Below are 24,819 nucleotides of genomic sequence, written 5' to 3'. Positions count from 1 at the left end.
GCTAACGAGAAAGAATAAGATAGACCGTCTTTATGAACGGGATCTTTTCTTGTAAATGGTACATGGCGGCAGGAAGGAGGCTGTTTATGGATAAGAAAGTCACAGAAATTGTAGAAGCATTTGCGCAGCCAATCGTTGAAGAGTTAAATCTTGAACTTGTAGATGTAGAGTATGTGCAAGAAGGACAAGACTGGTTCTTACGCGTATTCATCGATTCTGAAAAGGGAGTCGAAATTGAAGAATGCGGTGCGGTAAGTGAACGTTTAAGCGAAGCTTTAGATAAAGAGGATCCAATTCCTCATCTTTACTTTTTGGATGTATCATCTCCTGGAGCGGAACGTCCATTAAAGAAAGAGAAAGACTTCCAGCAAGCGGTAGGAAAACAAGTGGCAATTAAAACATATAAGCCGATTGATGGTGAGAAGATGTTTGAAGGAAAGCTACTTTCCTACGACGGTAATACAATTACACTACTATTAACAATTAAAACACGTAAAAAAGAAATCCAAATTCCAATGGATAAAGTTGCAAATGCGCGACTTGCTGTTACGTTTTAGTAAGAAGGGGGATCTTCATGAGCACTGAGTTGTTAGATGCTTTGCTCGTATTAGAGTCAGAAAAAGGTATTAGCAAAGATATTATTATTGATGCGATTGAAGCAGCATTAATCTCTGCTTATAAACGCAATTTTAACCAAGCACAAAACGTTCGTGTGAGCTTTAACCCAGAAGTGGGAACAATTCAAGTTTTAGCACGTAAGGACGTTGTAGATAATGTGTTTGATCCACGTCTTGAAATCTCTGTAGAAGAGGCAAGACAAATTAATCCAAACTACCAAGATGGTGACGTACTAGAAATTGAAGTAACGCCAAAAGATTTTGGTCGTATTGCAGCACAAACTGCAAAACAAGTTGTAACACAACGAGTTCGTGAGGCGGAACGTGGTGTAATTTATTCAGAATTTAGTGATCGTGAAGAAGACATTATGGTTGGTATTGTACAGCGCCAAGATGCTCGTTTCATCTATGTAAGCTTAGGTAAAGTAGAAGCTTTATTACCTGTAAGTGAGCAAATGCCAAATGAGCAATATAAACCACATGATCGTATTCGCGTATTTATTACAAAAGTAGAAAAGACAACAAAAGGACCACAAATTTACGTATCACGTACACATCCTGGTCTTTTAAAACGTTTATTCGAAATGGAAGTTCCAGAAATTTATGATGGAACTGTAGAAATTCGCTCTGTAGCACGTGAAGCAGGCGACCGTTCTAAAATTTCTGTATATGCAGAGAATATCGATGTTGATCCAGTAGGTTCTTGTGTAGGACCGAAAGGACAACGTGTACAACGCGTTGTAGATGAACTAAAAGGTGAAAAGATTGACATCGTTCGCTGGTCGAATGACCCAGTTGAATATGTTGCAAATGCTTTAAGTCCATCACAGGTTGTTAAAGTACTTGTAGATGAAGCAGAGAAAGCAACAACTGTTGTTGTTCCAGACCACCAGCTTTCATTAGCGATTGGTAAGCGTGGACAAAATGCGCGTCTTGCAGCTAAATTAACAGGCTGGAAAATTGATATTAAAAGTGAGTCTGATGCGAAACAACTTGGTATTGTGACAGAAGAAGATAGCGTAATCGCATTCGGATTCGATTCAGCTGAAGACGAAATCGAATAGAGGTGATGAGTATGAGCAATCGAAAAGTTCCGTTACGAAAATGTATTGCGACGCAAGAGATGAAATCAAAACGAGAGCTAGTTCGCATTGTTCGTTCCAAAGAGGGCGAAGTGTCTATTGATTTATCAGGAAAAAAATCAGGACGAGGTGCATATTTATCAAAAGATAAAGAAAGCATTATTCAAGCCCAAAAGAAAAACATTTTGGAACATCATCTAAAAGCGAAAATCGACAGTTCTCTGTACGAAGAGCTTCTTGAGCTTGTTGAGAAGGAGTCGAAATAAGTGTCTGATTGGAAATCATTTTTAGGACTAGCAAACCGCGCTCGAAAAATTATTTCGGGTGAAGAACTCGTTTTAAAAGAAGTACGAAGTGGCAAAGCAAAGCTAGTATTGCTTTCTGAAGATGCGTCAGCGAACACTACAAAACGTATCATTGATAAAACCACGTACTACAACATACCAATGAGAAAAGTCGAAAATCGACAACAATTAGGGCATGCGATTGGGAGAGACGAGCGAGTCGTTGTAGCTGTTTTAGATGAAGGCTTTGCGAAAAAGCTACGTAGCATGCTCGATACAAATTACCGGGGGTGAAGGTATGAGTAAAATTCGAGTACATGAATATGCAAAAAAAAATAATATCTCAAGTAAAGATCTTATGACAAAACTAAAAGAGATGAATATCGAGGTTTCGAATCATATGACAATGTTAGAAGATGAAGTAGTAAACAAATTAGATAATCAATATAGCGCTGGAGCGGAAAAACCTTCTGTTGCAGATGAGTTTGAAGTAGAAGAGAAAGTTGTTCGCAGTAAAAAGAACAGCAATAAGAATAAGAAAAAAGGCAAAGCGAATGAAGATAAACGTCAAGATAACTTTGCTGGAAGACAACAAACACCAATAGTAGAAACACCAGATAAAATCACTTTCTCTGGAAGCCTTACAGTAGGTGACCTTGCTAAAAAGTTAAGCAAAGAGCCATCTGAAATTATTAAAAAGCTCTTCATGCTAGGAATTATGGCGACAATTAACCAAGACCTAGATAAAGATACAATTGAGTTAATTGCTACTGATTACGGTATTGAAGTAGAAGAAGAAGTAGTTGTAAGTGAAACTGAATTTGAAACATTCATCGATGAGCAAGATGATGAAGAAAACTTAAAAGAACGTCCAGCTGTTGTTACAATTATGGGACACGTTGACCATGGTAAAACAACATTGCTTGACTCTATCCGTAATTCAAAAGTAACTGCTGGCGAAGCTGGTGGAATTACTCAGCATATCGGTGCATACCAAGTTGATGTAAATGATAAGAAAATTACGTTCTTAGATACACCAGGTCACGCGGCATTTACAACAATGCGTGCTCGTGGTGCACAAGTAACAGATATTACAATTCTTGTTGTTGCAGCTGATGACGGTGTTATGCCACAAACAGTTGAAGCGATTAGCCATGCGAAAGCAGCTGGAGTACCAATTATTGTTGCTGTGAATAAAATGGATAAACCAGCGGCAAATCCTGATCGTGTAATGCAAGAATTAACAGAATATGAATTAGTTCCAGAAGCTTGGGGCGGAGACACGATTTTCGTACCAATTTCTGCGATTCAAGGCGAGGGAATTGACAACTTACTAGAAATGATCCTTCTTGTGAGTGAAGTAGAAGAATATAAAGCAAATCCAAATCGCTATGCAGCTGGTACTGTAATTGAAGCACAGCTTGATAAAGGTAAAGGAACTATCGCGACATTACTTGTTCAAAACGGTACACTTCGAGTTGGAGATCCAATTGTTGTTGGAACATCATTCGGTCGTGTTCGTGCAATGGTAAGTGATATTGGTCGTCGTGTAAAAGTTGCTGGTCCGTCAACTCCTGTTGAAATTACAGGTTTAAATGAAGTGCCACAAGCGGGAGATCGTTTCATGGCATTCGCTGATGAGAAGAAAGCTCGTCAAATCGGTGAATCACGTGCACAAGAAGCGTTAGTTGCACAACGTGGTGAGAAATCTAAATTCAGCCTGGAAGATTTATTCCAACAAATCCAAGAGGGCGATGTAAAAGAAATTAACTTAATTGTGAAAGCAGACGTACAAGGTTCTGTAGAAGCAATGGCAGCATCACTTCGTAAAATTGATGTTGAAGGCGTAAAAGTGAAAATTATCCATACAGGCGTAGGTGCGATTACAGAATCTGATATTATTTTAGCTTCTGCATCTAATGCAATTGTAATTGGATTTAACGTACGCCCTGATGTGAATGCGAAGCGTACAGCTGAATTAGAGAAAGTTGATGTTCGTTTACACCGTATTATCTATAAAGTAATCGAAGAAATTGAATCAGCAATGCAAGGTATGCTGGATCCAGAATTCGAAGAAAAAGTAATCGGTCAAGCGGAAGTTCGTCAAACATTCAAAGTAACAAAAGTTGGAACAATCGCAGGTTGTTACGTAATAGACGGTAAAATTACACGTGATAGTGGCGTTCGTATTATCCGTGATGGCGTAGTAGTCTTCGAAGGAAAACTTGATACGTTAAAACGTTTCAAAGACGACGTAAAAGAAGTTGCACAAAACTATGAATGTGGTATTACAATTGAGAGATATAATGATCTTAAAGAAGGGGACATCATTGAAGCATACGTTATGGAAGAAGTGAAGCGATGATTATCGCTTCACTCTCATTCGAGTGTATGATTTACGATGTGCATTCTTTAAAAGAGAAACGAGCAATTTTGCAACGTGTGTTAACTCGTGTGAAACAGCGCTATAATGTAGCTGTTTCTGAAGTTGGGCATCAAGATGTATGGCAACGTACAGAAATTGCAATTGTTTCCGTATCCTCAAATCGTGTTGTCTGTGAAAAAGAAATGAATCGTGTACTTGAGTATATCGATTCATTTCCTGAAATTGAACGTACGATAACACATTTGGAATGGTATTGAATGAGGTGAAGAGTTATGAAATTACGTGCGAACCGTGTGGGCGAGCAAATGAAAAAAGAATTAGGCGACATTATCAGTCGTAAAATTAAAGACCCACGTATTGGATTTGTTACAGTAACAGATGTACAAGTGAGTGGAGATTTACAAATTGCTAAAGTATACATTTCTGTTTTAGGTGACGAAGAACAGAAAGAAAATACATTAAAAGGTTTAGCGAAGGCAAAAGGCTTTATTCGTTCAGAAATTGGCCAACGTATTCGTCTTCGTAAGACACCAGAAATTACCTTTGAGTTTGATGAGTCTATCGGATATGGTCATCGAATTGATACACTTTTACATGAAATTAATAAAGACGGTAAACGTGAAGAATAATGGATAGACATTTGTCTATCCATTTTTTCAATGTAAAATAAGTTTTGCATAATTGCAATTACTACAAAAGAATAATGATGAGGTGAGTATATGGAAGGTGTAGTATTATTACATAAGCCAAAGGGAATGACATCACATGATTGTGTGTTCAAATTAAGAAAGATATTGCGTGAGAAACGAATTGGTCATACAGGGACACTGGATCCAGATGTAACAGGAGTATTACCTATTTGCGTTGGGCGTGCAACAAAAATTGCGCAATTTTTAACAAGTGAAACAAAAACATACGAAGGTGAAGTGACATTAGGATTTTCAACAACAACAGAAGATGCTTCTGGTGAAGTTGTGGAGAAACAAGATGTAAATCGTGTCATTACACGTAAAGAAGTAGAAGAGGTACTAGCGGAATTAACAGGGACAATTGAACAAATGCCGCCGATGTTCTCAGCTGTAAAAGTTAACGGAAAAAAACTATACGAATATGCAAGGGCAGGACAAGAAGTTGAACGTCCAGTTCGTACAATTACAATTCATGAATTTGTATTACTTGATGAACGTGAAGTTTTTGAAGGGGAAAATATTTCATTTCGTTTCCGTGTAACGTGTAGTAAAGGGACATATGTAAGAACACTAGCAGTAATGATAGGTGAAAAACTTGGATTTCCATCACATATGTCTCGCCTTGTAAGAACAGCATCTGGTGAATTTTTACTAGAAGATTGCATATCATTTGAAGAAATTGAAGAAAACGTGCAAAATGGAACAGTAGAGTCTATTTTCATCTCAATTGATGAGGCGCTAAGTAAGTTTCCAAAAATGGTTGTAGATGAAAAGCAAGCTGAAAAAATAAAGAACGGTATGTTCTTAAACAATGAATTAGAAACAACAGCACCATTTATTACAGTATTTGATAAAAATGATCGTTGCTTAGCAATTTATGAGCATCACCCAAAACACCCTGGAATGCTAAAGCCAATGAAAGTACTTGTGAATAATCAAGAACTAAAGCTATAATGAATTATTGGAAGGATTATTACAGAAAAAGGTGAATTCAAGCGTGAAACTTATTCATTTAACTCATCCACATGAACAAAATAAAATAGAATTACCACCTACTGTAATGGCATTAGGATATTTTGATGGCATTCATTTAGGACATCAACGTGTGATTCGAACAGCGAAAAAAATAGCGGATGAAAGAGGATGTAAAAGTGCTGTCATGACGTTCCATCCACACCCATCTGTTGTATTAGGAAAAAAAGAAGCGCATGTGGAGTATATTACACCGATGCGCCTTAAAGAAGAAATCATCGCAAGTTTAGGAATTGATATCTTATATGTGGTGAAATTCGATGAGCCATTTGCTGGATTATTACCACAGCAGTTTGTCGATGAGTATATTATTGGTTTAAATGTAAAGCATGTAGTAGCAGGCTTTGATTATTCATATGGACGTTTAGGAAAAGGGAAGATGGAGACTTTACCATTTCATGCAAGAGGGGAGTTTACACAGACCGTGATCGAAAAAGTTGAATATCAAGAAGAAAAAGTAAGTTCTACTTCATTACGAAAGTTAATTCGAAACGGTGAAATGGAACAAATTCCATCTATTTTAGGGAGAGCTTACACGGTAGAAGGAACAGTTGTACACGGTGATAAGCGTGGACGTCAAATTGGTTTCCCAACTGCAAATGTAGGTTTAAGTGATGAATATTTGTTGCCACCTGTAGGTGTATATGCGGTAAGATTGAAGGTTCATGATGAATGGCATGATGGTGTATGTAATATCGGATATAAACCAACTTTCAAAGAGAATGAGCGTCAATTATCTATTGAAGTGCATTTATTTGAATTTAATAAAGACATATACGATCAAAGTGTTACAGTGGAATGGCACATGCGTATAAGAGAAGAAAAAAAGTTTAATGGAATTGATGAGTTAGTTGCTCAAATCGCTCAAGATAAAAAGGTTGCCCAAGAATATTTTGCGAGCGTAAAGAATATACTTGCTTTTTCAAATGAAAAGTAGTATTCTATGTTATGTACTTTATGACAACCATTACTTGGCATTGCGACTCACCGATGCTTGCTAGGTAACTGGGGGTTTAATTATTAGGAGGTGAAATAGGATGGCTTTAACACAAGAGCGTAAAAATGAAATCATTGCACAATTTAGAACTCATGAGACTGATACTGGTTCTCCAGAGGTTCAAATTGCTGTCCTAACGGAGCAAATTAACACTCTAAACGAGCACTTACGTACTCACAAGAAGGATCATCATTCACGTCGTGGTCTATTAAAGATGGTTGGTAAACGTCGTAACTTACTTACTTACCTTCGTAATAGCGATATCACACGTTACCGTGAATTAATCACAAAGCTTGGCTTACGTCGATAGTCAAAGAAGCGGGAATATTCCCGCTTTTTTGTTAGGTAAAAATATATCTTCTACTCTTTATAGCTTACTTAATTTTCGGCAATACTAGAGGAAAGAATATTGTGATATACTATCCATTTACATAGAAGAATTGAATATTTTAAATTGAGAGGGGTACTTAAATGAGTCAGGAAAAGCAAGTCTTCTCGATAGATTTAGCTGGTCGTCAGCTAACAATTGAAACAAGTCAGCTTGCAAAACAAGCAAACGGAGCAGTATTAGTAAGATACGGCGACACAGCAGTTCTATCTACAGCAACTGCATCAAAAGAGCCAAAAAATGTAGATTTCTTCCCGCTTACAGTAAACTATGAAGAGCGTTTATATGCAGTTGGAAAAATCCCAGGCGGTTTTATTAAGCGCGAAGGCCGTCCAAGTGAAAAAGCAATTTTAGCAAGTCGTTTAATTGACCGTCCAATCCGTCCACTTTTCGCAGATGGTTTCCGTAATGAAGTACAAGTTGTCAGCATCGTAATGAGTGTTGATCAAGACTGTTCTTCTGAAATGGCAGCTATGCTTGGTTCTTCATTAGCATTATCTATTTCAGATATTCCATTTGAAGGTCCAATCGCAGGTGCGACAGTTGGTCGTATTAATGGCGAGTTCGTTATTAATCCAACAGTAGAACAGCAAGAACAAAGTGATATGCACCTTATTGTAGCTGGTACGAAAGATGCAATTAACATGGTTGAAGCAGGAGCGGATCAAGTACCTGAAGAAACAATGTTAGAAGCAATTATGTTTGGACACGATGAAATTAAACGTCTAATTGCATTCCAAGAAGAGATTGTACAAGCTGTCGGTAAAGAGAAAACAGCAGTGAAACTTTATGAAGTGGATGCTGATTTGAACCAAGCTGTACGTGAAATGGCTGAGACAGATATGCATTCTGCAATTCAAGTGCACGAAAAACATGCACGTGAAGATGCAATTAGCGTAGTGAAAAAGCGTGTAATTGAGCATTACGAAGCTGAGGAAGCTGATGCTGATACATTAGGACAAGTAAGTGAGATTTTATATAAAATTGTAAAAGAAGAAGTACGTCGTCTTATTACAGTTGAAAAAATCCGCCCAGATGGTCGTAAAGGTGACGAAATTCGTCCTTTAGCATCAGAGGTTGGCATTTTATCTCGTACACATGGTTCTGGTCTATTCACACGTGGACAAACGCAAGCATTAAGTATTTGTACATTAGGTGCATTAGGCGATGTGCAAATTTTAGATGGTCTAGGTGTAGAAGAGTCAAAACGCTTTATGCACCATTATAATTTCCCTTCATTTAGTGTTGGTGAAACAAGACCAATGCGTGGACCAGGTCGTCGTGAAATTGGTCACGGAGCACTAGGAGAACGTGCTCTTGAACCTGTACTTCCATCTGAAAAGGATTTCCCATATACAGTTCGTCTTGTATCTGAAGTATTAGAGTCAAATGGTTCTACTTCACAAGCAAGTATTTGCGGTAGTACATTAGCGATGATGGATGCGGGTGTACCACTTAAAGCACCAGTTGCTGGTATTGCAATGGGTCTAGTGAAATCTGGTGAGCATTACACAATTTTAACAGATATTCAAGGAATGGAAGACCATTTAGGTGATATGGACTTTAAAGTAGCAGGTACTGCAAAAGGTGTAACTGCACTACAAATGGACATTAAAATCGATGGTTTATCTCGTGAGATTTTAGAAGAAGCATTACAACAAGCGAAAGTTGGTCGTATGCACATTCTAAATCACATGTTATCTGTTATCGCTGAACCTCGCATTGAGTTATCTGCGTATGCTCCGAAGATTATTACAATGGCAATTAACCCAGATAAAATTCGTGATGTTATTGGACCAAGTGGTAAACAGATCAATAAAATCATTGAAGAAACTGGCGTTAAAATTGACATCGAGCAAGATGGTACAGTATTCATTTCATCAATTAATCAAGAGATGAATGAAAAAGCGAAGAAAATTATCGAAGATATCGTTCGCGAAGTACAAGTAGGCGAAATCTACTTAGGAAAAGTTAAACGCGTTGAAAAATTCGGTGCGTTCGTTGAATTATTTAGCGGTAAAGATGGACTTGTTCACATTTCTGAACTTGCACTTGAGCGTGTAGGTAAGGTAGAAGACGTTGTGAAAATCGGTGATGAGATTTCAGTTAAAGTTATCGAGATTGACAAACAAGGTCGTGTAAACTTATCTAGAAAAGTATTGCTAAAAGAAGAGCAAGAAAAAGAAGCAGCTAAAGAAGAAGCAGCTAAAGAAGAAAACGCACAAGAGCAACAATAAGTGAAAGCCAGTTTAGCTGGCTTTTTTTGTTATGTAAAAAATGTGATTCATTTAGATTTTTATGTGAGTATAGGTATAGTTTTCATCATAACGCTCAAATTAACAAAGATAAGAAGAAAATGGTTTCTTTTTTTATAGTTAATGGGAGGGTTTATATGAAAGCTCGTATATTAGCGTACATATTTATATTTTCTTTATATATGGGTTGTGGCTCTTATTCCGTTTTTGCGCAGGATAACTTGCATGAAGAGATTCAAAAGCATGTAAAACAGTACGAGATTATGCCGCAAAATGCGATGATTGATAAGATTTGGAAGGCGACGCCTGGGTATAATGGAAAACAAGTGGATATAGAAGCGTCCTATAATAATATGAAGAAAATCAAGAAGTTTGATCAAAAACAACTTGAATTTAAGGAAGTATCACCGAGTGTTCACTTAGAAGATTTACCACCAGCTCCCATTTATCGAGGACATCCAAATAAAAAGATGGTGGGATTAACAATTAATGTGGCCTGGGGTAATGAGTATTTGCCACGTATATTAGAGATATTGAAAAAACATGATGTGAAGGCGACTTTCTTTTTAGAAGGACGCTGGGTGAAAGAAAACTTACGATTTGCCAAAATGATTGTCGATGCAAATCAAGAAGTAGGAAATCATTCTTACACACACCCTAATATGAAAACGCTGTCTACAGATGAAATACGAGATCAATTACAAAAAACGAATCGAATGATAGAAGCAGCTACAAATCAGAAAGTGAGATGGTTTGCTCCGCCAAGTGGAAGCTTTCGGGATGAGGTAGTAAAAATAGCGGATGATTTCCAAATGGGGACGATTATGTGGACTGTAGATACAATTGATTGGAAGCGGCCAGAACCGGGTGTGCTATTGCAGAGAGTAATGCGAAAAATACATCCAGGTGCTATTGTACTAATGCATCCTACTTCATCTACAACAGAAGCGCTAGATACTATGATTAAAAATTTAAAGGAACAAGGATATAAAGTGGGGAATATTACAGAATTACTAGATGAAAAACGTGTGGATTAAATACATTTGCATGACATTCATCTCTAAACTTGTTATCATTAAATAATAGCAATTATTTAGAGAAACTGGCATTAGGAGGAAAGTTTTTGATTAAAAAATATACGTGTAAAAATGGTGTAAGAATTGTTATGGAGAATATACCAACTGTACGCTCGGTTGCGATTGGTATATGGATCCACGCAGGTTCAAGAAATGAAAATGAAAAAAATAATGGGGTTTCGCACTTTTTGGAACATATGTTCTTTAAAGGGACAGAAACGCGAAGTGCAAGAGAGATTGCAGAATCATTTGATAGCATTGGTGGACAAGTAAATGCTTTTACTTCAAAAGAATATACATGTTACTATGCGAAAGTGCTAGATGAGCATGCTAAATATGCATTAGATGTTTTAGCAGATATGTTCTTTAATTCAACATTTGATGAGGAAGAACTGAAAAAAGAGAAGAATGTTGTATGTGAAGAAATAAAAATGTACGAAGATGCGCCAGATGATATTGTGCATGATATGTTAACGAAAGCAACATATGAAACGCATCCGCTTGGATATCCTATTTTAGGAACAGAAGAAACGCTTGAAACATTTACAGGTGATACGTTACGTCAATATATGAAAGATCATTACACACCTGAAAATGTTGTTGTATCAATTGCAGGGAATATTGATGAAGCATTTTTACAAACTGTAGAGCAATATTTCGGTAGTTACGAAGGGACAACAAATCGTGAACAAGTACATAGCCCAATTTTCCATTTCAATAAAGTAGCACGTAAGAAGGAAACAGAACAAGCTCATTTATGTTTAGGATATAAAGGCTTGCAAATGGGACACGAAGATATTTATAACTTAATTGTATTAAATAATGTTTTAGGCGGTAGTATGAGTAGCCGTTTATTCCAAGAAGTACGTGAGCAACGTGGATTGGCGTACTCAGTGTTCTCTTATCACTCTTCTTATGAAGATACAGGAATGTTAACACTTTACGGTGGAACAGGTAGTAAACAATTAGATACACTGTATGAAACAATGCAAGAAACGTTAAATACGTTGAAAAATACAGGTATTACAGAAAAAGAGCTTGTTAACAGTAAAGAACAATTAAAAGGAAACTTAATGTTAAGTTTAGAAAGTACGAATAGTCGTATGAGCCGTAATGGTAAAAACGAATTGCTTCTTCGTAAACATCGTTCTCTTGATGAGATTATTGAAAGTGTAAACACTGTAACAAAGCAAAATGTAGACGAGTTAATTCGCAATATGTTTACCGATGAATTCTCTGCGGCACTTATTGGTCCAGATGGAAAACTGCCAAAAGGAATGAAACTTTAATCGATCTTGTAATTCATTCGCTTTCGGAAATAACCGTATCTCTTTTATATGAGATACGGTTATTTTTTTTATATATGCAGAATAGGTACTTATTATAGGATAACCTTCATAAAAAGTAGGATAGGGGGAGATTTAATGCGTTTAAGTGAATTAAGTGGCAAAGAGATTGTGGATTTAGAAAGAGCAGAAAAAATGGGAGTTTTAGGTCATGCAGATTTAGAAATTGATGAGAGAGATGGAAAAATACAAGCGCTTATTATACCTGCTGGGAAATGGGGAGGTTTTAAAAGAGAACAGCAAGAAGTGAGAGTAGAATGGAGCAAAATAAAGAAGGTTGGAAATGATATGATACTTTGCGATCTTACGAACCATTCAAGATCATAGTGAAAGATGACCATTTTGGTTGTCTTTTTTTTATCTTTATATAAAGAAGATAAATCACGTGTGCTTTTTGTTTTTCAATCACCTCAAACTCGTACATTACATATGATGTGGAGGAAAAAGAAAAAGTAGGCATTTTTCTTATAAATGAAAGAAAAAGAAGGTGAATTAGGGAATGTTGACTGAGATGCATATTGCTGTCATAGGAGGAGATGCACGGCAGCTAGAAGTAATTCGCAAGCTAGTCGAACTGGACGCGAAACTTTCATTAATAGGGTTTGAACAGTTAGATCATGGCTTCACAGGGGCAGCAAAGGAAAGTATACAAGATTTAAATTTCACTTCTTTAGATGCAATTATTTTGCCGGTTGCAGGGACGAATGCCAGAGGAGAAGTAGATACTATTTTTTCAAATGAGAAAGTTTCCATAACGAAAGAACAAATTGAAAAGACGCCAGAAAACTTCACTATATATTCAGGTATTGGTACACCTTACTTGGAAAATCTCGTAGCTACTACAAATCGCAAACTTGTAAAATTATTTGATCGTGATGATGTTGCAATCTATAACTCTATTCCGACCGTAGAAGGTACACTAATGATGGTTATTCAACATACTGATTACACAATTCATGGATCGAATGTAATGGTTTTAGGGTTTGGTAGAACTGGTATGAGTGTTGCAAGAGCCTTTCAATCATTAGGAGCACATGTCAAAGTTGGAGCGAGACGTTCGGAACATATTGCTCGTATTACAGAAATGATGTTTTCTCCTTTTCATATGCAAGACATAGAGAAAGAAGTAGGTAATATCGATATTGTTATTAATACAATTCCGCATCTCGTTGTGACAGCGAATGTTCTTTCAAAAATGCCAGCTCATACGCTAGTTATTGATTTAGCTTCTAAGCCAGGTGGCACGGACTTTCGCTATGCGGAGAAGCGTGGAGTGAAGGCACTATTAGCACCTGGTCTTCCTGGGATTGTTGCACCGAAAACAGCAGGACAAATATTAGCGAATGTTCTTTCTCAGTTATTAATAGCAGATGCAATCGCAAAGGAGGATGATGAGAAATGAGTTTGAAGGGAAAACGAATTGGTTTCGGATTTACAGGGTCACATTGTACGTATGAAGAAGTTATGCCACATTTAGAGAAGTTAATTGCAGAAGGTGCAGAAGTACGTCCCGTTGTTTCTTATACTGTCCAATCAACAAATACTAGATTTGGCGAAGGGGAAGAATGGATTAAAAAGATCGAAGAAATAACCGGTTTTAAGGCAATTAATTCAATCGTTGGCGCAGAGCCACTAGGACCGAAAATTCCACTAGATTGCATGGTGATTGCACCACTAACAGGGAATTCGATGAGTAAATTTGCAAATGCAATGACAGACTCTCCAGTATTAATGGCAGCAAAAGCGACGCTTAGAAATGGAAAGCCTGTTGTGTTAGCTGTTTCGACGAATGATGCGTTGGGGCTTAATGGAGTAAACCTAATTACACCAACAAGGTGACGACAAAGCATAAACGCTTATATGTCGCCATCTTGAGGGAGCTTAGGGTAAAGCACAAGTTCGAAATCATCGAGTCTTTGCCACTTTTCTTTCTTATAAACAGCCTTTTCTAAAACCGACTTTAGGAGGCTGTTTTTCTTTTTGGGATCATCTGTTTTGAAGTACAGATCAAGAACATGCTCCACTTGAGGAATTGTATCTTTCTTCACTTTCTCTTTTCTAATTTCTGTTTTAATCTCTTTCTTTAAGTTTTCCATTGTTTCGGTAATCTCATTAATGCGATCAGAAACTACATTCGAACGTTCTAAAAACATATCGACAGTATAAACGCCACGCTCTAATAAATCATGCAAATTATTTTTTTGTTTTTGGACATCCACCAATTCTTTTTCAAGCTTTCGTAATGCAACTTCATTCATTTGAATAACTTGCGTTTCTTTCAATTTGTCATCTTGCTTATGTTTTTCAAAATCAGCTTTATAATTGATATACCATTCTTTTAAAGCCTCGAGTAATCGTTTTTCAATTAACTCTGTATAGCTTGATTTGTTTTCGCAGCCACGGTGTTTACAATCCATAGCTTCTTTTCTATTTTTCGGATAACGTTGGACCATGCTGTAACCACATTTACCGCATTTAATAATACCAGCCAGTGGATTTTTGATTCCGTTTGTATTGTAAGGAACGTGATACCTTGAATTTAATTTATCTTGCACTTGTTCAAACAAACTTTCGGGTATGATAGGCTCATGTTTTCCATCAGCAATAATCCAATCTGATTTATCTTGCCTTGCACAACTACGCTTTACAGCGTCAGGACGTTTCACTTCTTTTCGTTTTTGCCACGTTACTTTTCCAATGTACACATTGTTTTTTAATATATCCAAGATGCTATAAGGGTTCCATTCGTTTCCTAACTTACTTTTGTAGCCAAGATCATTTAACTTGTTCCTAATTGCATTCGCACCCATATCCTCATTTGCATACAAATCAAATATCATTCTTACAACAGAAGCTTCCTCTAAATTAATCGTTAACGTGCGCTCTCGCTTATTTAAACGATGGATATCATATCCGTATGGTGCATGTGTACCAAGGTAATTACCAGCTTCTACACTTGCTATACGTCCTCGTTGCATACGGCGAGTAATAATCTTTAATTCCTTACGGGCCATAAACGCTTCAAATTCGCTGTATTCTTCGTCCCACTCATCATTAAGGTCATAAGTCTTCCTAGGTGTCATAATCTTCGTATTCGAGCGTTTAAACGTCTCTAAAATGATTCCTTGCTCTTTCATACCACCACGACCTAAACGGTCCATATCCATACAAAGAACAACATCATATTTGTTATCGTCAATTTCCTCAAGCAGCGCTAACATCTCAGGACGTTTCACTAAGCTCTCACCAGAAACGATTTCCTCACGGACGGCTAGAACATTTAAATTCATTTCCTTGGCAATTTTCAGCAGGGTAGTGCGATGCTTCGCTAAAGTTTCACCTTCGCCACGCGCTTCGGCTTCAAGATCAGCGCGGGATTTTCTTAAGTAGATTGCAGTTTTCATAGTGGGAACCTCCTTCGTAATAGTCATTATATAAAATAGAGTGAAGATAAAGAAATAATTAAAATAAAAGCCCTCATAAAGTGGGCTTTTAGAATAGTATTAATTGTAATAAGAAAATAGTTTACAATTAATTTGTTTGTTAATACTATGGTATAAAAGGAGTGTGATTTTATGTTGTCTAAAAAGCTCCAAAAATTACTGGCCAATGAAACAAATCATATCTTGGACAGTATGCATGAATTTCGAAAAAATCATGAGCGTATCTCCAATAGTATCGGTGAATCTAAAAAAAGAATGGATGAAAAATCAAAAAAACGAAGGCTTATTCAAAATAAATAGCAACAGGTGATACTACTATATCCTCAGCTGTAAGTATATCAAATGTACCTAATACACCGAGAGGTAACCCTAAAATTGAATTAAAGACGCTATGAGGGTTTTGTGACGTTATATTTGAAAAATCAGGTATCTTGGCCTCATCATAAGAAATTTTTCTAGTAATCTTTCCGATTAGGGTTGCTTTAACTGATGGATTATTTTGTCCATACTTAAAAGTTAACTCGTCAATGCTTTCGCGTAGAAAATTTTGTTTTAATGGAATAAAGATTTTGCCCATTTTCAAAAATGCGCTAGCTGGCACAGTTTGATTAATATACTCTAGCATGAGTTTGATTTGTCTAATTGGCGATGATTGTGCTTCTTGGATTTTTTCGAATTGTTCATTTATTAATTTAATGGCGGCTTTCTTTTGAGCAGGTTTCATATTACGTTCATTTTCTATTTCTTGTATACTTTTATCTTTTTGTTCTTTAAAGTTTAATTGTGAAATTTCAAGAAATTTTTCTCCTACTATTTTTTCGATAACTTCAAAATTCATTGCTGTAAAGCTTGAAGTTGTTTTGATATATGTACCTGGCGATAAAGTAGGAGTCGAGAAAGAATTTTCTATTACTTCGATTAAGCCCTTTTCTTCAAAATATTTTTCAAAATCATTTAATGCATTATCATGTAATTGGGTAGAAATGATTTCTTTTCCAGCTTCTAAATCAGCAATTGTAAAAGATTCAGAATGATTTTCACCTGGAGCTAGGCGTAATGTAGCTTTAGCGGATGGCGATTTAATAACAAATGGAATGTCAAATTTTCCAGTATCCCCTTGAACTTCAAAATATCCTCTTGCTTGTGCACCTTTACTTTCTTGATGCGTTTCTGTTCTTTGTTCTTGTAGCTCGGTACTTTTTGATGTAATAAGCCCGTCATTTGTTTGTGCAATAAATGAATGTAAAAAATCTTTGTCTAAATATATTAATTCCTTCATAGTATCATTTCCCCTTTTAATAAATGTAGTTGTACTTTTATTAAATATCGTCTTCATCGGGTTGTTCTTTTATAAATTCTAAATATACTTTTGAAGAGTAGTCACAAACATAAAAGACTTTATCTTTAGAACGATATTTATCATATAATAATGCTCTACCGTCATTTAGCATATATGAATGAATTAAGTCTAATTCTTTTATATATTTTTCGGTAACGATTCTACATAAAACTTGATTGGTTTTTTTTGGTGTAGTTTTATAAAAAACATGGGTTGCTAGAAAAGTAACTAATAGTGGAAAAATAATAATGACGGGTAAAAAGCTCCAAGCTTTGTTTTGTATAATCATTGAAGTACCAAGACCGTAAAATATTGATGAACTAAGCAAAGTCAATATTGTTAATGATTTAAGAATAGTAGTTTTATGAGACCATTTCATAAGAAAAATAAGAGTAGTAATTAAGAATAGATAAAATAAAAGAATATCTAAATCTATGATGTTAGCTATGAGGTTGTGAACTTCCTCTTTGTTACCATCTATTTTTATTATGTCTAATCCACCAGTTAAGTAAAAAGCTATGGTAGGAGCTAAAAAAAATACTGTTACTAGGATTGTGAATTGAATAACATTATTACTAAAATTTAGCTTTAATTGATCAATTTTTGTTTCAAATAAATGTTCAACTTCGGTACGGTGTATAAATTTAAAGAACGCCATTAGAATTAAAGTAAGCAAAGGTACAAGTACTGTAATAAATTTCATAATGTCTGACAAAGTAAAATATCCCCCTTTAACTATTGACTTTATTTATATGTTTTTAATAGTGCAAATCCTCCAGGGACCCCATGAATTTCCGAAACTTCTTGAATAGATAAACGAGTATCTTCATAAGCACAAATCATTTCATCGGTAAGTAATAACTCTACAGCAAATGTATTTGCTTCAATTTCTAAGCGATCCACCGAAAAAAATGTTTGGTTACGTAAGAAGGGGGTGTTTGCTTTAGGGTGAAGTACAGCATGCCCTAATTCATGTGCACAAACAAATCGTTGTATGGTTTCGTCAATTCTATTATTAATATGAATGAATTTAAAGCGTTTATAAGTGTTGTAAAAGCCAAGAGTATTCCCAAGGTCTTCAAACAACACTATAATATCTTTTCGTTTAGCAATTTCAAAGGGGTTTGTTGTGCCGTGTTTTTTTACGATTTTCAGTACGTAGTCTTTAATTTTCATTTCTCGCTCCGTTCAATCTTTTTTATACTTGTTTGGAGTGAATTTTTGTTTTGCTAATTGTTTTGCCATGCGCATAGAGTTTTCTAGAGAAATACGAATCATTTCTTTTGTGTGTTCGTCTATTGGTTCTCCATCAAACATTAAAGCATCTTCGCTATTTTCTAAGTCTTTTAAAGTCTTTTCTAAGTCACGAGCGATATCGCGAGTATCTTTTTTGTTTAAATCAGGAAGCGCATTAGATACTCTTGATGCATCTTCTCTTCCTAATAAATAATCTGTTGTTACTCCTAAAACATTCGCTAAATCTTTTAGCATTTCGTTTGAGGGAGTGCTATGACCATTCTCATAGTTACTAATGGTGCCTTTAGTGGTATTTACTTTATTGGCTAATTCTTGCTGAGTGAGTTTACGCGTTTTACGCATCTCTTTTAGTCTTTGTCTCAACATTTTTAGCACCTCCCGTTAATAAAAAGTACAAAGATATTGTACCTTATATAGATGGATTGTAAAACTTTGTACAAGATAATTGTACATTTTTATTGACGTACAAGAATCTTATACTTATAATAAAAGTACAAAATACTTATACAAGGAGCGAGAAAGTGAACAAAAATATCAAATTAATTAGAGCTAGGAAAAAAAGTAAGTTAACGCAGCAAGATCTTGCAAAAAGAATGCAAGTTACAAAATCTACAATAAGTAATTGGGAAAATGGTTATAGTAATCCAAATCTTGAAAAGGCTATTAGACTAGCCACTATTCTTGGTAGTGATGTAAAGGATTTAATTTGATGTATAAATGTACAAGAATCTTATACTTTATAATTAGAAAGTAGGTGAGAAAATGCCATCAACTAACATGGCAGTACCAACAGATTCGTCGCATAAACATATAAAAAGCACTTCAAGAGGTGACACCATGAGCCAACAAGAAGAATATGCAGCGACTTATGAATTTGGAAAAACGAAAGTCCATGTTGTGGCTCCTGAGCCAAAATCACAAAAGGATATTGATAAAATCCGTCAAGCATATTATAAGGCTGGTTGGGCCATCATCAAAGAAATACAAGTAAAAGAAAACATTGAGGAATAGTTCCTCTCTTTTTACATGAATGATAGACAAGTTATGTATGTACTAAATTCATTGTAACCATTTGAAAACTAAATATGGAGGCGAACAGATATGGGAACAAGCATATACTGCAATTCAGCAATAGGGGAATTATTACAGAATGCTAGAGAATGTTGTGATAATGTTCAGCTGAAAACGAAGAAAGGACTATCTAAGTACCTTGGTATTACGCATGAACGCTTAACTCGTATTGAATCTGGACTTTCTAAACCAGAATTTGAACTTGCGATGGATTGGTGTCATGCAACAGGAGCAAAGTTAAATCAACAAGCAATTAAACATATTTATGGTGTGGGGTTACCGCCTACAGATCCACGCTTAACTCAAGATGTGAATTTACAATTGATGAACTACATTAAACAGGCTGAAGAGGGGATTATAGCAGCGAAGGAAATCATGAACTTACAAGTTGCAACAAGGTCATGGAAGCTTGATGAAAAAAAGAAACATGAATACGCAGTTCATGCAAAAGAAATCTTCGATACAATCCAAGCTACTCAATGTGTAGTACAAGCTCTTGAGCAAGTTCATTTTGGCATTATGGAACAAATACAAAGAAGCTGGTTGCAAAAGGCTCTGGCGGAAAACGTTATTGTTCAATCGGTAGATAGCTTAATGGCTTTAACAAAGGTGCTGTAAAGGAGGAAGAAAAATGACAGTAGATTATAAGAAACCAAGTTTAAGAGAATACAAGGAACTAATTCGCTATGATGCAAAACTAACTGGTGAAATTAAAATAGCGAAAATACTTGGTGAGGATTCAAAATCAGTTGAGTTAAAGCAAGAGAAGAAGTTAGTGGGGATTCGAATCAAAATTATCGAAGCATCATTCATTTTAAAACATAAATGGGCAAAAGAAAAAGCTACCGCCTAGACAACAGTAGCTAGCAATAAATTCTACAAAGCAATTATAACATTTTATTCATTATTTGGACAAGCTACTGTGCTTGTCGTTACAACCAGAAAAGGATTGTTCCTCCATCCCCTACAATGCACCTTTCTGGTTGTAACGATGCGTACAGCATCAACTCAAATAGAAAGGAGATGTAATTCATGACACATAAATACGATCGTCTTCATGATCTAGTTCTCCCAGGAGACTTTTCATTTGCGAATAAACTTCATAACTGTATGGTTGCATGTATTCATAACATGTTTTATGCAAAATCAGCTGAAGAATCAAATCATTGGGAAGAAGAACTGGAACGATGTATGAAAGAATTTAAAATGCTTCGTGATACAAAAGAAGAACATGAGGCATCGATGAGTTATCGTGTAGTGATTAAAGATTTAAGAGCAAGAGGAGTTAATGCCTCTTTAGTAACACGTAGAAAATAAAAAATCTACCACTTGGCAGAGTGATAGATAAATAGCTTTGGAAAAAATATTTGAATTAATTATATCAAATTAGCATTCGTATAACAACGGAGTGTGCTGCATGCTTTTATACAAATCATTACATAGAGTGTTGCTTAACCCTAAGATATTTCAGCGAGTGACCTCAGAGCAACACCTAATTTACTTAGTAAACCAATATCTCAAAACAGGATACAAGAATTATCGCTTATTACGTGTAGAGGACGGATTTGCGATATGTAAACGGGAGGATGAATAATATGGCAGTTTATAGACCAGTACATGTTTCATTTTGGCAGGATTCATTTGTTTTAGATCTTACACCGGAGGAAAAGTATTTCTACTTATATTTGATGACAAACAGCAAGACGTCTCAATCAGGAATCTATGAGCTTCCACTTCGTATCATTGAAACTGATACAGGGTACAACCGCGAAACTGTTATGAAGTTATTAGAACGCTTTGCAGAGTACGGGAAAATTAATTACAACCAAAAAACAAAAGAGTTGTTCTTAATCAACTGGTTAAAATTCAATCCGATTAAAAATGTGAACATTGAAAAGTGTGTATTAAAAGAAATTCAATCTGTGAAGGACCAGGATTTTCTGGTTGATTTCTATGAAACTTGCTTGGAATTAGAAGTGCAACAAGACTTTAAGATTCCAAGAATTAAGGAGTATTTATCAGCACGTTTGGAGGGGCTTATAAGGGGCTTCCAAGACCCTAGCAAGGAAGAAGAAAAAGAAAAAGAAGAAGAAAAAGAAAAAGAACAACAACAAGAACGCGCAGGCGCGGAAGAAGTTGTTGAGGTTAATCCAATTTCTTTTTACGAGCAGAACTTCGGATTCATTACACCTTTTATCGCAGATGGTATTCACGCTTGGATAGATGATTTAAATGCAGAGCTAGTTGTAAAAGCTATGGAGATTGCTTTAGAGAAAAATACGAGAAACATGTCTTACGTAAATACGATTTTACGAGATTGGCATCTTAAAGGTTTTAAAACGATAGCAGATGTGGAGGTGGCTGATAAAGCATTTCGTACTCAACGATTAGCAAAGGCGCAAAAACCGACACAAGCTCCTTATCAACAAAAAGGCTTATCAGAATCTACTAAGAACGTAATACAGCAGCAAGAAACATGGGAGCAAAACATTCCAACGGATGAAGAACTGGCAGCACTTAATCAACAGAATGGATGGATGATGCAATGAGTAACGAAATAATTCGGAATGCAGAAGCTGAACAAAGTGTTTTAGGCAGCATTATTCAAGAAGGTGATTTGATTAAGGATTGCCAGCTAAAGGCAAAACAGTTTTCTTTACCAACACATCAAGTGATTTTTAAAGCGATGAGAGAGTTAGAGGATGCTGAGGTCCCAATAGATCTTGTCGCTCTCATGGGAAAATTCGATGAAAGCTTTATGAATCAAATTGGCGGAATTGGATTCTTTGTAAACTTGACAGAAGTTGTTACCACAACAAAAAACTTTTCGTATCACGAAGGTTTAGTAATTGAGGCGTGGAAGATGAGACATGCTCAGGAGGTTGCTGGTAATTTATATAATCGTCTTCAGCAAGAAAGGGATATGAGCGCAATTAGTACTTCGATTGATGAGCTAAGTGCCATTGAAGAAACAGGTTATTCAGATGAATTTAATTTAAAGGAAACCCTAGTTGATCTGTATAAGAACATGCAAATTGATGTAGGAGATTTAACCGGCATACCAACTGGTTATGACGACTTAAATAGAATGACCGCGGGATTGCAAGAAGGAGATTTGATTATTGTCGGTGCCCGTCCTTCGATGGGGAAAACAGCTTTTGTATTAAACGTTGCTTTTCATGCAGCGAGTGCTCATGCAGCAACAGGGGTCTTTTCGCTAGAGATGGGAGAAGAACAGTTACTTAAGCGTATGATCTCAAGTACTGGAAATATAGATGCTACGAAATTAAAGAACCCTAAAAAGCTATGTAATTTAAAGGATTGGGAAAAGATTAGTCAGGCTATGGGCTTGATAAATGATTTACCACTAGAAATATACGATAAAGCAAATGTAACGATGCAAGAGATTTACGCAAAGACTAGGAAATTAAAGCGTAAGTATCCTGATAAAAAGGTGCTAGTCGCAATTGATTACTTGCAGCTTATTGTAGGTGATCCGAAGCATAGAGGAAACCGCATGCAGGAGATTGGGGAGATTAGTCGCAAGTTGAAACTTATGGCAAGAGAGCTAAATGTATGCGTGGTTGCATTATCACAATTAAGCCGAGCTGTTGAAAGCAGACAGGATAAACGCCCATTACTATCAGATTTACGTGAGAATGGTCAAATTGAGCAAGATGCGGACTTGATCGCATTCTTATATCGCGAAGATTATTACGACCGTGAAACAGAAAATAAAAACATAACGGAAATCATTTTAGCGAAACAGAGAAATGGTCCAGTTGGTGTTGTTGAATTAGCATTCATTAAAGAATTTAGTAAGTTTGTAAATTTAGAGCGGAAGTTCAATCACCAACAGGAGGCTTAATCATGTTGTTACGTCAGGAAGTAGAGCGTAGAAAACTAATAATCATTCGTAAATTATTGGGATTAGGGTTAGCTGAAATTAACGGACAAACATTAGATCAGCTAACGTTAACGCAGCTTGAAGGAATCTTAGTTGCAAGCTTGCAAGTATTGGAGGGGAAAAACAATGCTAAAGCAATTAACAATTTTTGACGTGGAATCAGTTGTATCATTTGATTCTAAGAAAGCTCATATTCAACGTTTGAATTCAAAATTACGGTATGCAGATGTAGTTGTGCAAATACCACGTCAAGCCAAAGCGATTGATGAATTAAAACCAACGACAGCACCTGATGAGCGTTATGAGTTATTTGAAGATTACACAATTGGAATTTGGCGTTATAAGGGAGTGGAGGATAAACAATTTGTATGGGAAGAAGCTGAAGAGATATGTAAGCGAGCAAGGGATAGCAAAGAGCCGATTCCAATACGGCTTCATTTATCTCTTGAACAATCATTTGTTCCAGAAAATGTTGTGCAATATCTATAGACAAATAAAAAAAGCTGAGATCACTCTCAACTTACTTCGACAAAGTAATTATAACATATGGGAGTGATAGTGGTGGGAATCAGAAAAGAAAATCTTGTGGAAATGACAGCTGAAATAGATCTGAAAATAAACGGAATTTATGTTGTTAAAAATGGTCAAGTCCAAATAATAGAACCACCTCAAGGTGGATTTGGTGAACAATCATTTGTATATCAAAGTGGAAAAGTAATTCGTATGGAAGAACGAAAAACACAGTTACTTTAATAAAATTTGAATTTTATTAAGAAAGTTTAAATTAAAGATTTCATTTGAAAGGAATATCCCAGTAATAAAATAGAGCACTGATTTACAGTGCCCATCTTATCAGAGATTGCTTATTCCATAAAAATAAAGCCATTACGGACAATTCACAATGGTAATAGTGACGCTAGCCATTGTTCCAGGAGAATCAAGGGGGGAAGCAGTAACGATTACTGTTCCAGGTCCATTTGCCGCTAGAAATACAGCAGTAAAGTTACCTGAAGCATTGGTGATGGTAGCAAGAGGGACCATGAAAGCAAGAGAAGGATTACTAAATGAAAAGCTGACTACTACCCCTGCAGCAGGGATACCATTTACTAATACTTGACCCGAAAAAAATAAAGTATTATTTCCTTGGGTGGATACACATGCTGTGGTGTCGTTAGAAGTTAAGGAAATAGATGCAGATCCAGCGGGAAGATTAAATCCGGTTGGTCCAGTTAATCCAGTTGGTCCGGTTGGTCCAGTTGGTCCGGTTGGTCCAGTTGGTCCAGTTGGTCCAGTTGGTCCAGTTGGTCCAGTTGGTCCAGTTAATCCAGTTGGTCCGGTTGGTCCAGTTAATCCAGTTGGTCCAGTTGGTCCGGTTGGTCCAGTTGATCCTGTAGCACCAGTAGCTCCTGTTGAACCAGTGGGACCAGTTGGGGATTGAAAAGGTAGAACAGGTGGAAGTGTGGGGCCAATTGCATCTGGATTTAGTGCAGCAGAAGATAAAAACTCATCCATTATATATCACCTCTGAAAATTCGTATTACTAATAGTAAATGCGAGAGTTGAGGAGAGTGAAACGGACAAGCGATTGTATTTATGAAATTTAACAAAATAGTTATTTGCGCGACACGTTTCCTTATAAGTGTGTAAACA

33 protein-coding genes and 2 pseudogenes are annotated in these 24,819 nt (G+C 36.2%); 29 read left to right on the top strand and 6 right to left on the bottom strand.

Annotation, left to right across the window (positions count from 1 at the left end):
* Positions 1 to 86: 86 nt before the first annotated feature.
* The 16 genes and pseudogenes from rimP to dpaB all read left to right on the top strand — a co-directional run.
* Positions 87 to 557, top strand: coding sequence for a ribosome maturation factor RimP (rimP, locus tag AC1DKZ_RS00800; protein WP_002088165.1), 471 nt, complete (start codon positions 87 to 89; stop codon positions 555 to 557).
* Positions 558 to 574: 17 nt separating this feature from the next.
* Positions 575 to 1,681 (top strand): transcription termination factor NusA, encoded by a 1,107-nt coding sequence (gene nusA, locus AC1DKZ_RS00795; protein WP_002014554.1) that lies wholly within the window; start codon positions 575 to 577, stop codon positions 1,679 to 1,681.
* Positions 1,682 to 1,692: 11 nt separating this feature from the next.
* Positions 1,693 to 1,965, top strand: coding sequence for an RNase P modulator RnpM (rnpM, locus tag AC1DKZ_RS00790; protein WP_002088161.1), 273 nt, complete (start codon positions 1,693 to 1,695; stop codon positions 1,963 to 1,965).
* Positions 1,966 to 2,277: a YlxQ family RNA-binding protein gene (locus AC1DKZ_RS00785; RefSeq protein WP_001286519.1), complete on the top strand. Its 312-nt coding sequence runs from the start codon at positions 1,966 to 1,968 to the stop codon at positions 2,275 to 2,277.
* Between the two features lie 4 nt (positions 2,278 to 2,281).
* The gene (gene infB / locus AC1DKZ_RS00780) at positions 2,282 to 4,348 is read left to right on the top strand and encodes a translation initiation factor IF-2 (protein WP_002014558.1); all 2,067 of its coding nucleotides are present in this window, start codon (positions 2,282 to 2,284) and stop codon (positions 4,346 to 4,348) included.
* On the top strand, positions 4,345 to 4,626 hold the full coding sequence (locus AC1DKZ_RS00775) for a DUF503 domain-containing protein (RefSeq protein WP_002088157.1): 282 nt from the start codon (positions 4,345 to 4,347) through the stop codon (positions 4,624 to 4,626). Before infB ends, AC1DKZ_RS00775 begins: the two co-directional genes overlap by 4 nt.
* A gap of 15 nt (positions 4,627 to 4,641) precedes the next feature.
* Entirely contained in the window at positions 4,642 to 4,998 is a 357-nt protein-coding gene (rbfA, locus tag AC1DKZ_RS00770; protein WP_000776437.1) for a 30S ribosome-binding factor RbfA, read from the top strand.
* Positions 4,999 to 5,088: 90 nt separating this feature from the next.
* Entirely contained in the window at positions 5,089 to 6,012 is a 924-nt protein-coding gene (gene truB / locus AC1DKZ_RS00765) for a tRNA pseudouridine(55) synthase TruB (protein ID WP_476995538.1), read from the top strand.
* A gap of 43 nt (positions 6,013 to 6,055) precedes the next feature.
* On the top strand, positions 6,056 to 7,027 hold the full coding sequence (ribF, locus tag AC1DKZ_RS00760; RefSeq protein WP_002128800.1) for a bifunctional riboflavin kinase/FAD synthetase: 972 nt from the start codon (positions 6,056 to 6,058) through the stop codon (positions 7,025 to 7,027).
* Between the two features lie 100 nt (positions 7,028 to 7,127).
* Positions 7,128 to 7,397 (top strand): 30S ribosomal protein S15, encoded by a 270-nt coding sequence (gene rpsO / locus AC1DKZ_RS00755; RefSeq protein WP_001229392.1) that lies wholly within the window; start codon positions 7,128 to 7,130, stop codon positions 7,395 to 7,397.
* A gap of 161 nt (positions 7,398 to 7,558) precedes the next feature.
* Complete coding sequence (pnp, locus tag AC1DKZ_RS00750; protein WP_476995537.1) at positions 7,559 to 9,712, top strand: polyribonucleotide nucleotidyltransferase; 2,154 nt, start codon at positions 7,559 to 7,561, stop codon at positions 9,710 to 9,712.
* 155 nt (positions 9,713 to 9,867) lie between these two features.
* Positions 9,868 to 10,767: a polysaccharide deacetylase family protein gene (locus tag AC1DKZ_RS00745; protein WP_002033683.1), complete on the top strand. Its 900-nt coding sequence runs from the start codon at positions 9,868 to 9,870 to the stop codon at positions 10,765 to 10,767.
* Between the two features lie 86 nt (positions 10,768 to 10,853).
* Entirely contained in the window at positions 10,854 to 12,095 is a 1,242-nt protein-coding gene (locus AC1DKZ_RS00740; RefSeq protein ID WP_476995536.1) for a M16 family metallopeptidase, read from the top strand.
* A gap of 135 nt (positions 12,096 to 12,230) precedes the next feature.
* Positions 12,231 to 12,479 carry a YlmC/YmxH family sporulation protein gene (locus tag AC1DKZ_RS00735; protein WP_002014571.1) on the top strand — a complete coding sequence of 83 codons (249 nt, stop codon included), beginning with the start codon at positions 12,231 to 12,233 and terminating at the stop codon, positions 12,477 to 12,479.
* 172 nt (positions 12,480 to 12,651) lie between these two features.
* Positions 12,652 to 13,554, top strand: a complete 903-nt coding sequence (dpaA, locus tag AC1DKZ_RS00730; RefSeq protein WP_002088148.1) for a dipicolinic acid synthetase subunit A — start codon at positions 12,652 to 12,654, stop codon at positions 13,552 to 13,554.
* Positions 13,551 to 13,976: pseudogene (gene dpaB / locus AC1DKZ_RS00725) on the top strand (dipicolinate synthase subunit B); the annotation flags it as partial. The gene dpaA and the pseudogene dpaB, both read left to right, overlap by 4 nt.
* 32 nt (positions 13,977 to 14,008) lie before the next feature.
* On the opposite strand, the gene AC1DKZ_RS00720 reads toward dpaB, so the two are convergent.
* Entirely contained in the window at positions 14,009 to 15,556 is a 1,548-nt protein-coding gene (locus AC1DKZ_RS00720; RefSeq protein WP_476995535.1) for a recombinase family protein, read from the bottom strand.
* 171 nt (positions 15,557 to 15,727) lie between these two features.
* On the opposite strand from AC1DKZ_RS00720, the gene AC1DKZ_RS00715 reads away from it, so the two are divergent.
* A complete protein-coding gene (locus AC1DKZ_RS00715; protein WP_328010554.1) occupies positions 15,728 to 15,895 on the top strand; it encodes a hypothetical protein in 168 nt (55 codons plus the stop codon).
* On the opposite strand, the gene AC1DKZ_RS00710 is transcribed toward AC1DKZ_RS00715, so the two are convergent.
* From AC1DKZ_RS00710 to AC1DKZ_RS00695, 4 genes are read right to left on the bottom strand one after another with little or no spacing between them, the layout of a single operon-like run.
* Positions 15,879 to 16,874 carry a DUF6414 family protein gene (locus AC1DKZ_RS00710; RefSeq protein ID WP_328010556.1) on the bottom strand — a complete coding sequence of 332 codons (996 nt, stop codon included), beginning with the start codon at positions 16,872 to 16,874 and terminating at the stop codon, positions 15,879 to 15,881. The genes AC1DKZ_RS00715 and AC1DKZ_RS00710 overlap by 17 nt on opposite strands.
* Positions 16,875 to 16,914: 40 nt before the next feature.
* Complete coding sequence (locus AC1DKZ_RS00705) at positions 16,915 to 17,649, bottom strand: hypothetical protein (protein WP_476995534.1); 735 nt, start codon at positions 17,647 to 17,649, stop codon at positions 16,915 to 16,917.
* Between the two features lie 29 nt (positions 17,650 to 17,678).
* Complete coding sequence (locus tag AC1DKZ_RS00700) at positions 17,679 to 18,110, bottom strand: ImmA/IrrE family metallo-endopeptidase (protein ID WP_328010559.1); 432 nt, start codon at positions 18,108 to 18,110, stop codon at positions 17,679 to 17,681.
* 12 nt (positions 18,111 to 18,122) lie between these two features.
* Positions 18,123 to 18,557: a helix-turn-helix domain-containing protein gene (locus AC1DKZ_RS00695; protein ID WP_476995533.1), complete on the bottom strand. Its 435-nt coding sequence runs from the start codon at positions 18,555 to 18,557 to the stop codon at positions 18,123 to 18,125.
* A 155-nt stretch (positions 18,558 to 18,712) separates the two neighbouring features.
* On the opposite strand from AC1DKZ_RS00695, the gene AC1DKZ_RS00690 reads away from it, so the two are divergent.
* The 12 genes from AC1DKZ_RS00690 (at position 18,713) to AC1DKZ_RS00635 (ending at position 24,607) form a co-directional block, all read left to right on the top strand.
* Complete coding sequence (locus tag AC1DKZ_RS00690) at positions 18,713 to 18,901, top strand: helix-turn-helix transcriptional regulator (RefSeq protein WP_050822091.1); 189 nt, start codon at positions 18,713 to 18,715, stop codon at positions 18,899 to 18,901.
* 52 nt (positions 18,902 to 18,953) lie between these two features.
* Positions 18,954 to 19,202, top strand: a complete 249-nt coding sequence (locus tag AC1DKZ_RS00685; RefSeq protein ID WP_016109015.1) for a hypothetical protein — start codon at positions 18,954 to 18,956, stop codon at positions 19,200 to 19,202.
* A gap of 90 nt (positions 19,203 to 19,292) precedes the next feature.
* A complete protein-coding gene (locus AC1DKZ_RS00680; RefSeq protein ID WP_476995532.1) occupies positions 19,293 to 19,880 on the top strand; it encodes a sporulation sigma factor-processing peptidase in 588 nt (195 codons plus the stop codon).
* Positions 19,881 to 19,893: 13 nt separating this feature from the next.
* Positions 19,894 to 20,115: a hypothetical protein gene (locus AC1DKZ_RS00675; RefSeq protein ID WP_002165166.1), complete on the top strand. Its 222-nt coding sequence runs from the start codon at positions 19,894 to 19,896 to the stop codon at positions 20,113 to 20,115.
* Between the two features lie 179 nt (positions 20,116 to 20,294).
* On the top strand, positions 20,295 to 20,579 hold the full coding sequence (locus AC1DKZ_RS00670) for a hypothetical protein (protein WP_002088134.1): 285 nt from the start codon (positions 20,295 to 20,297) through the stop codon (positions 20,577 to 20,579).
* A 278-nt stretch (positions 20,580 to 20,857) separates the two neighbouring features.
* Positions 20,858 to 21,811 (top strand): DnaD domain-containing protein, encoded by a 954-nt coding sequence (locus tag AC1DKZ_RS00665; RefSeq protein WP_476995531.1) that lies wholly within the window; start codon positions 20,858 to 20,860, stop codon positions 21,809 to 21,811.
* Positions 21,808 to 23,130, top strand: coding sequence for a replicative DNA helicase (dnaB, locus tag AC1DKZ_RS00660; RefSeq protein ID WP_476995530.1), 1,323 nt, complete (start codon positions 21,808 to 21,810; stop codon positions 23,128 to 23,130). The genes AC1DKZ_RS00665 and dnaB overlap by 4 nt, the downstream gene beginning before the upstream one ends.
* 2 nt (positions 23,131 to 23,132) lie before the next feature.
* Positions 23,133 to 23,321, top strand: coding sequence for a hypothetical protein (locus AC1DKZ_RS00655; RefSeq protein WP_476995529.1), 189 nt, complete (start codon positions 23,133 to 23,135; stop codon positions 23,319 to 23,321).
* Complete coding sequence (locus AC1DKZ_RS00650; RefSeq protein ID WP_476995528.1) at positions 23,296 to 23,658, top strand: cell division protein SepF; 363 nt, start codon at positions 23,296 to 23,298, stop codon at positions 23,656 to 23,658. The genes AC1DKZ_RS00655 and AC1DKZ_RS00650 overlap by 26 nt, the downstream gene beginning before the upstream one ends.
* 72 nt (positions 23,659 to 23,730) lie before the next feature.
* Complete coding sequence (locus AC1DKZ_RS00645; RefSeq protein WP_215596100.1) at positions 23,731 to 23,922, top strand: DUF3954 domain-containing protein; 192 nt, start codon at positions 23,731 to 23,733, stop codon at positions 23,920 to 23,922.
* A gap of 148 nt (positions 23,923 to 24,070) precedes the next feature.
* A complete protein-coding gene (locus AC1DKZ_RS00640; protein ID WP_242071340.1) occupies positions 24,071 to 24,286 on the top strand; it encodes a hypothetical protein in 216 nt (71 codons plus the stop codon).
* A 45-nt stretch (positions 24,287 to 24,331) separates the two neighbouring features.
* On the top strand, positions 24,332 to 24,607 hold the full coding sequence (locus AC1DKZ_RS00635) for a hypothetical protein (protein ID WP_476995527.1): 276 nt from the start codon (positions 24,332 to 24,334) through the stop codon (positions 24,605 to 24,607).
* A 17-nt stretch (positions 24,608 to 24,624) separates the two neighbouring features.
* Here the strand turns inward: AC1DKZ_RS00635 and AC1DKZ_RS00630 are convergent.
* A pseudogene (locus tag AC1DKZ_RS00630) lies at positions 24,625 to 24,681 on the bottom strand (exosporium leader peptide-containing protein); the annotation flags it as partial.
* Positions 24,682 to 24,819 lie beyond the last annotated feature (138 nt).

This window comes from Bacillus sp. 05T21, from assembly GCF_056396785.1.
Note: the sequence above shows the minus strand (reverse complement) of the source record. Positions and strands in the feature narration are given on the sequence as shown.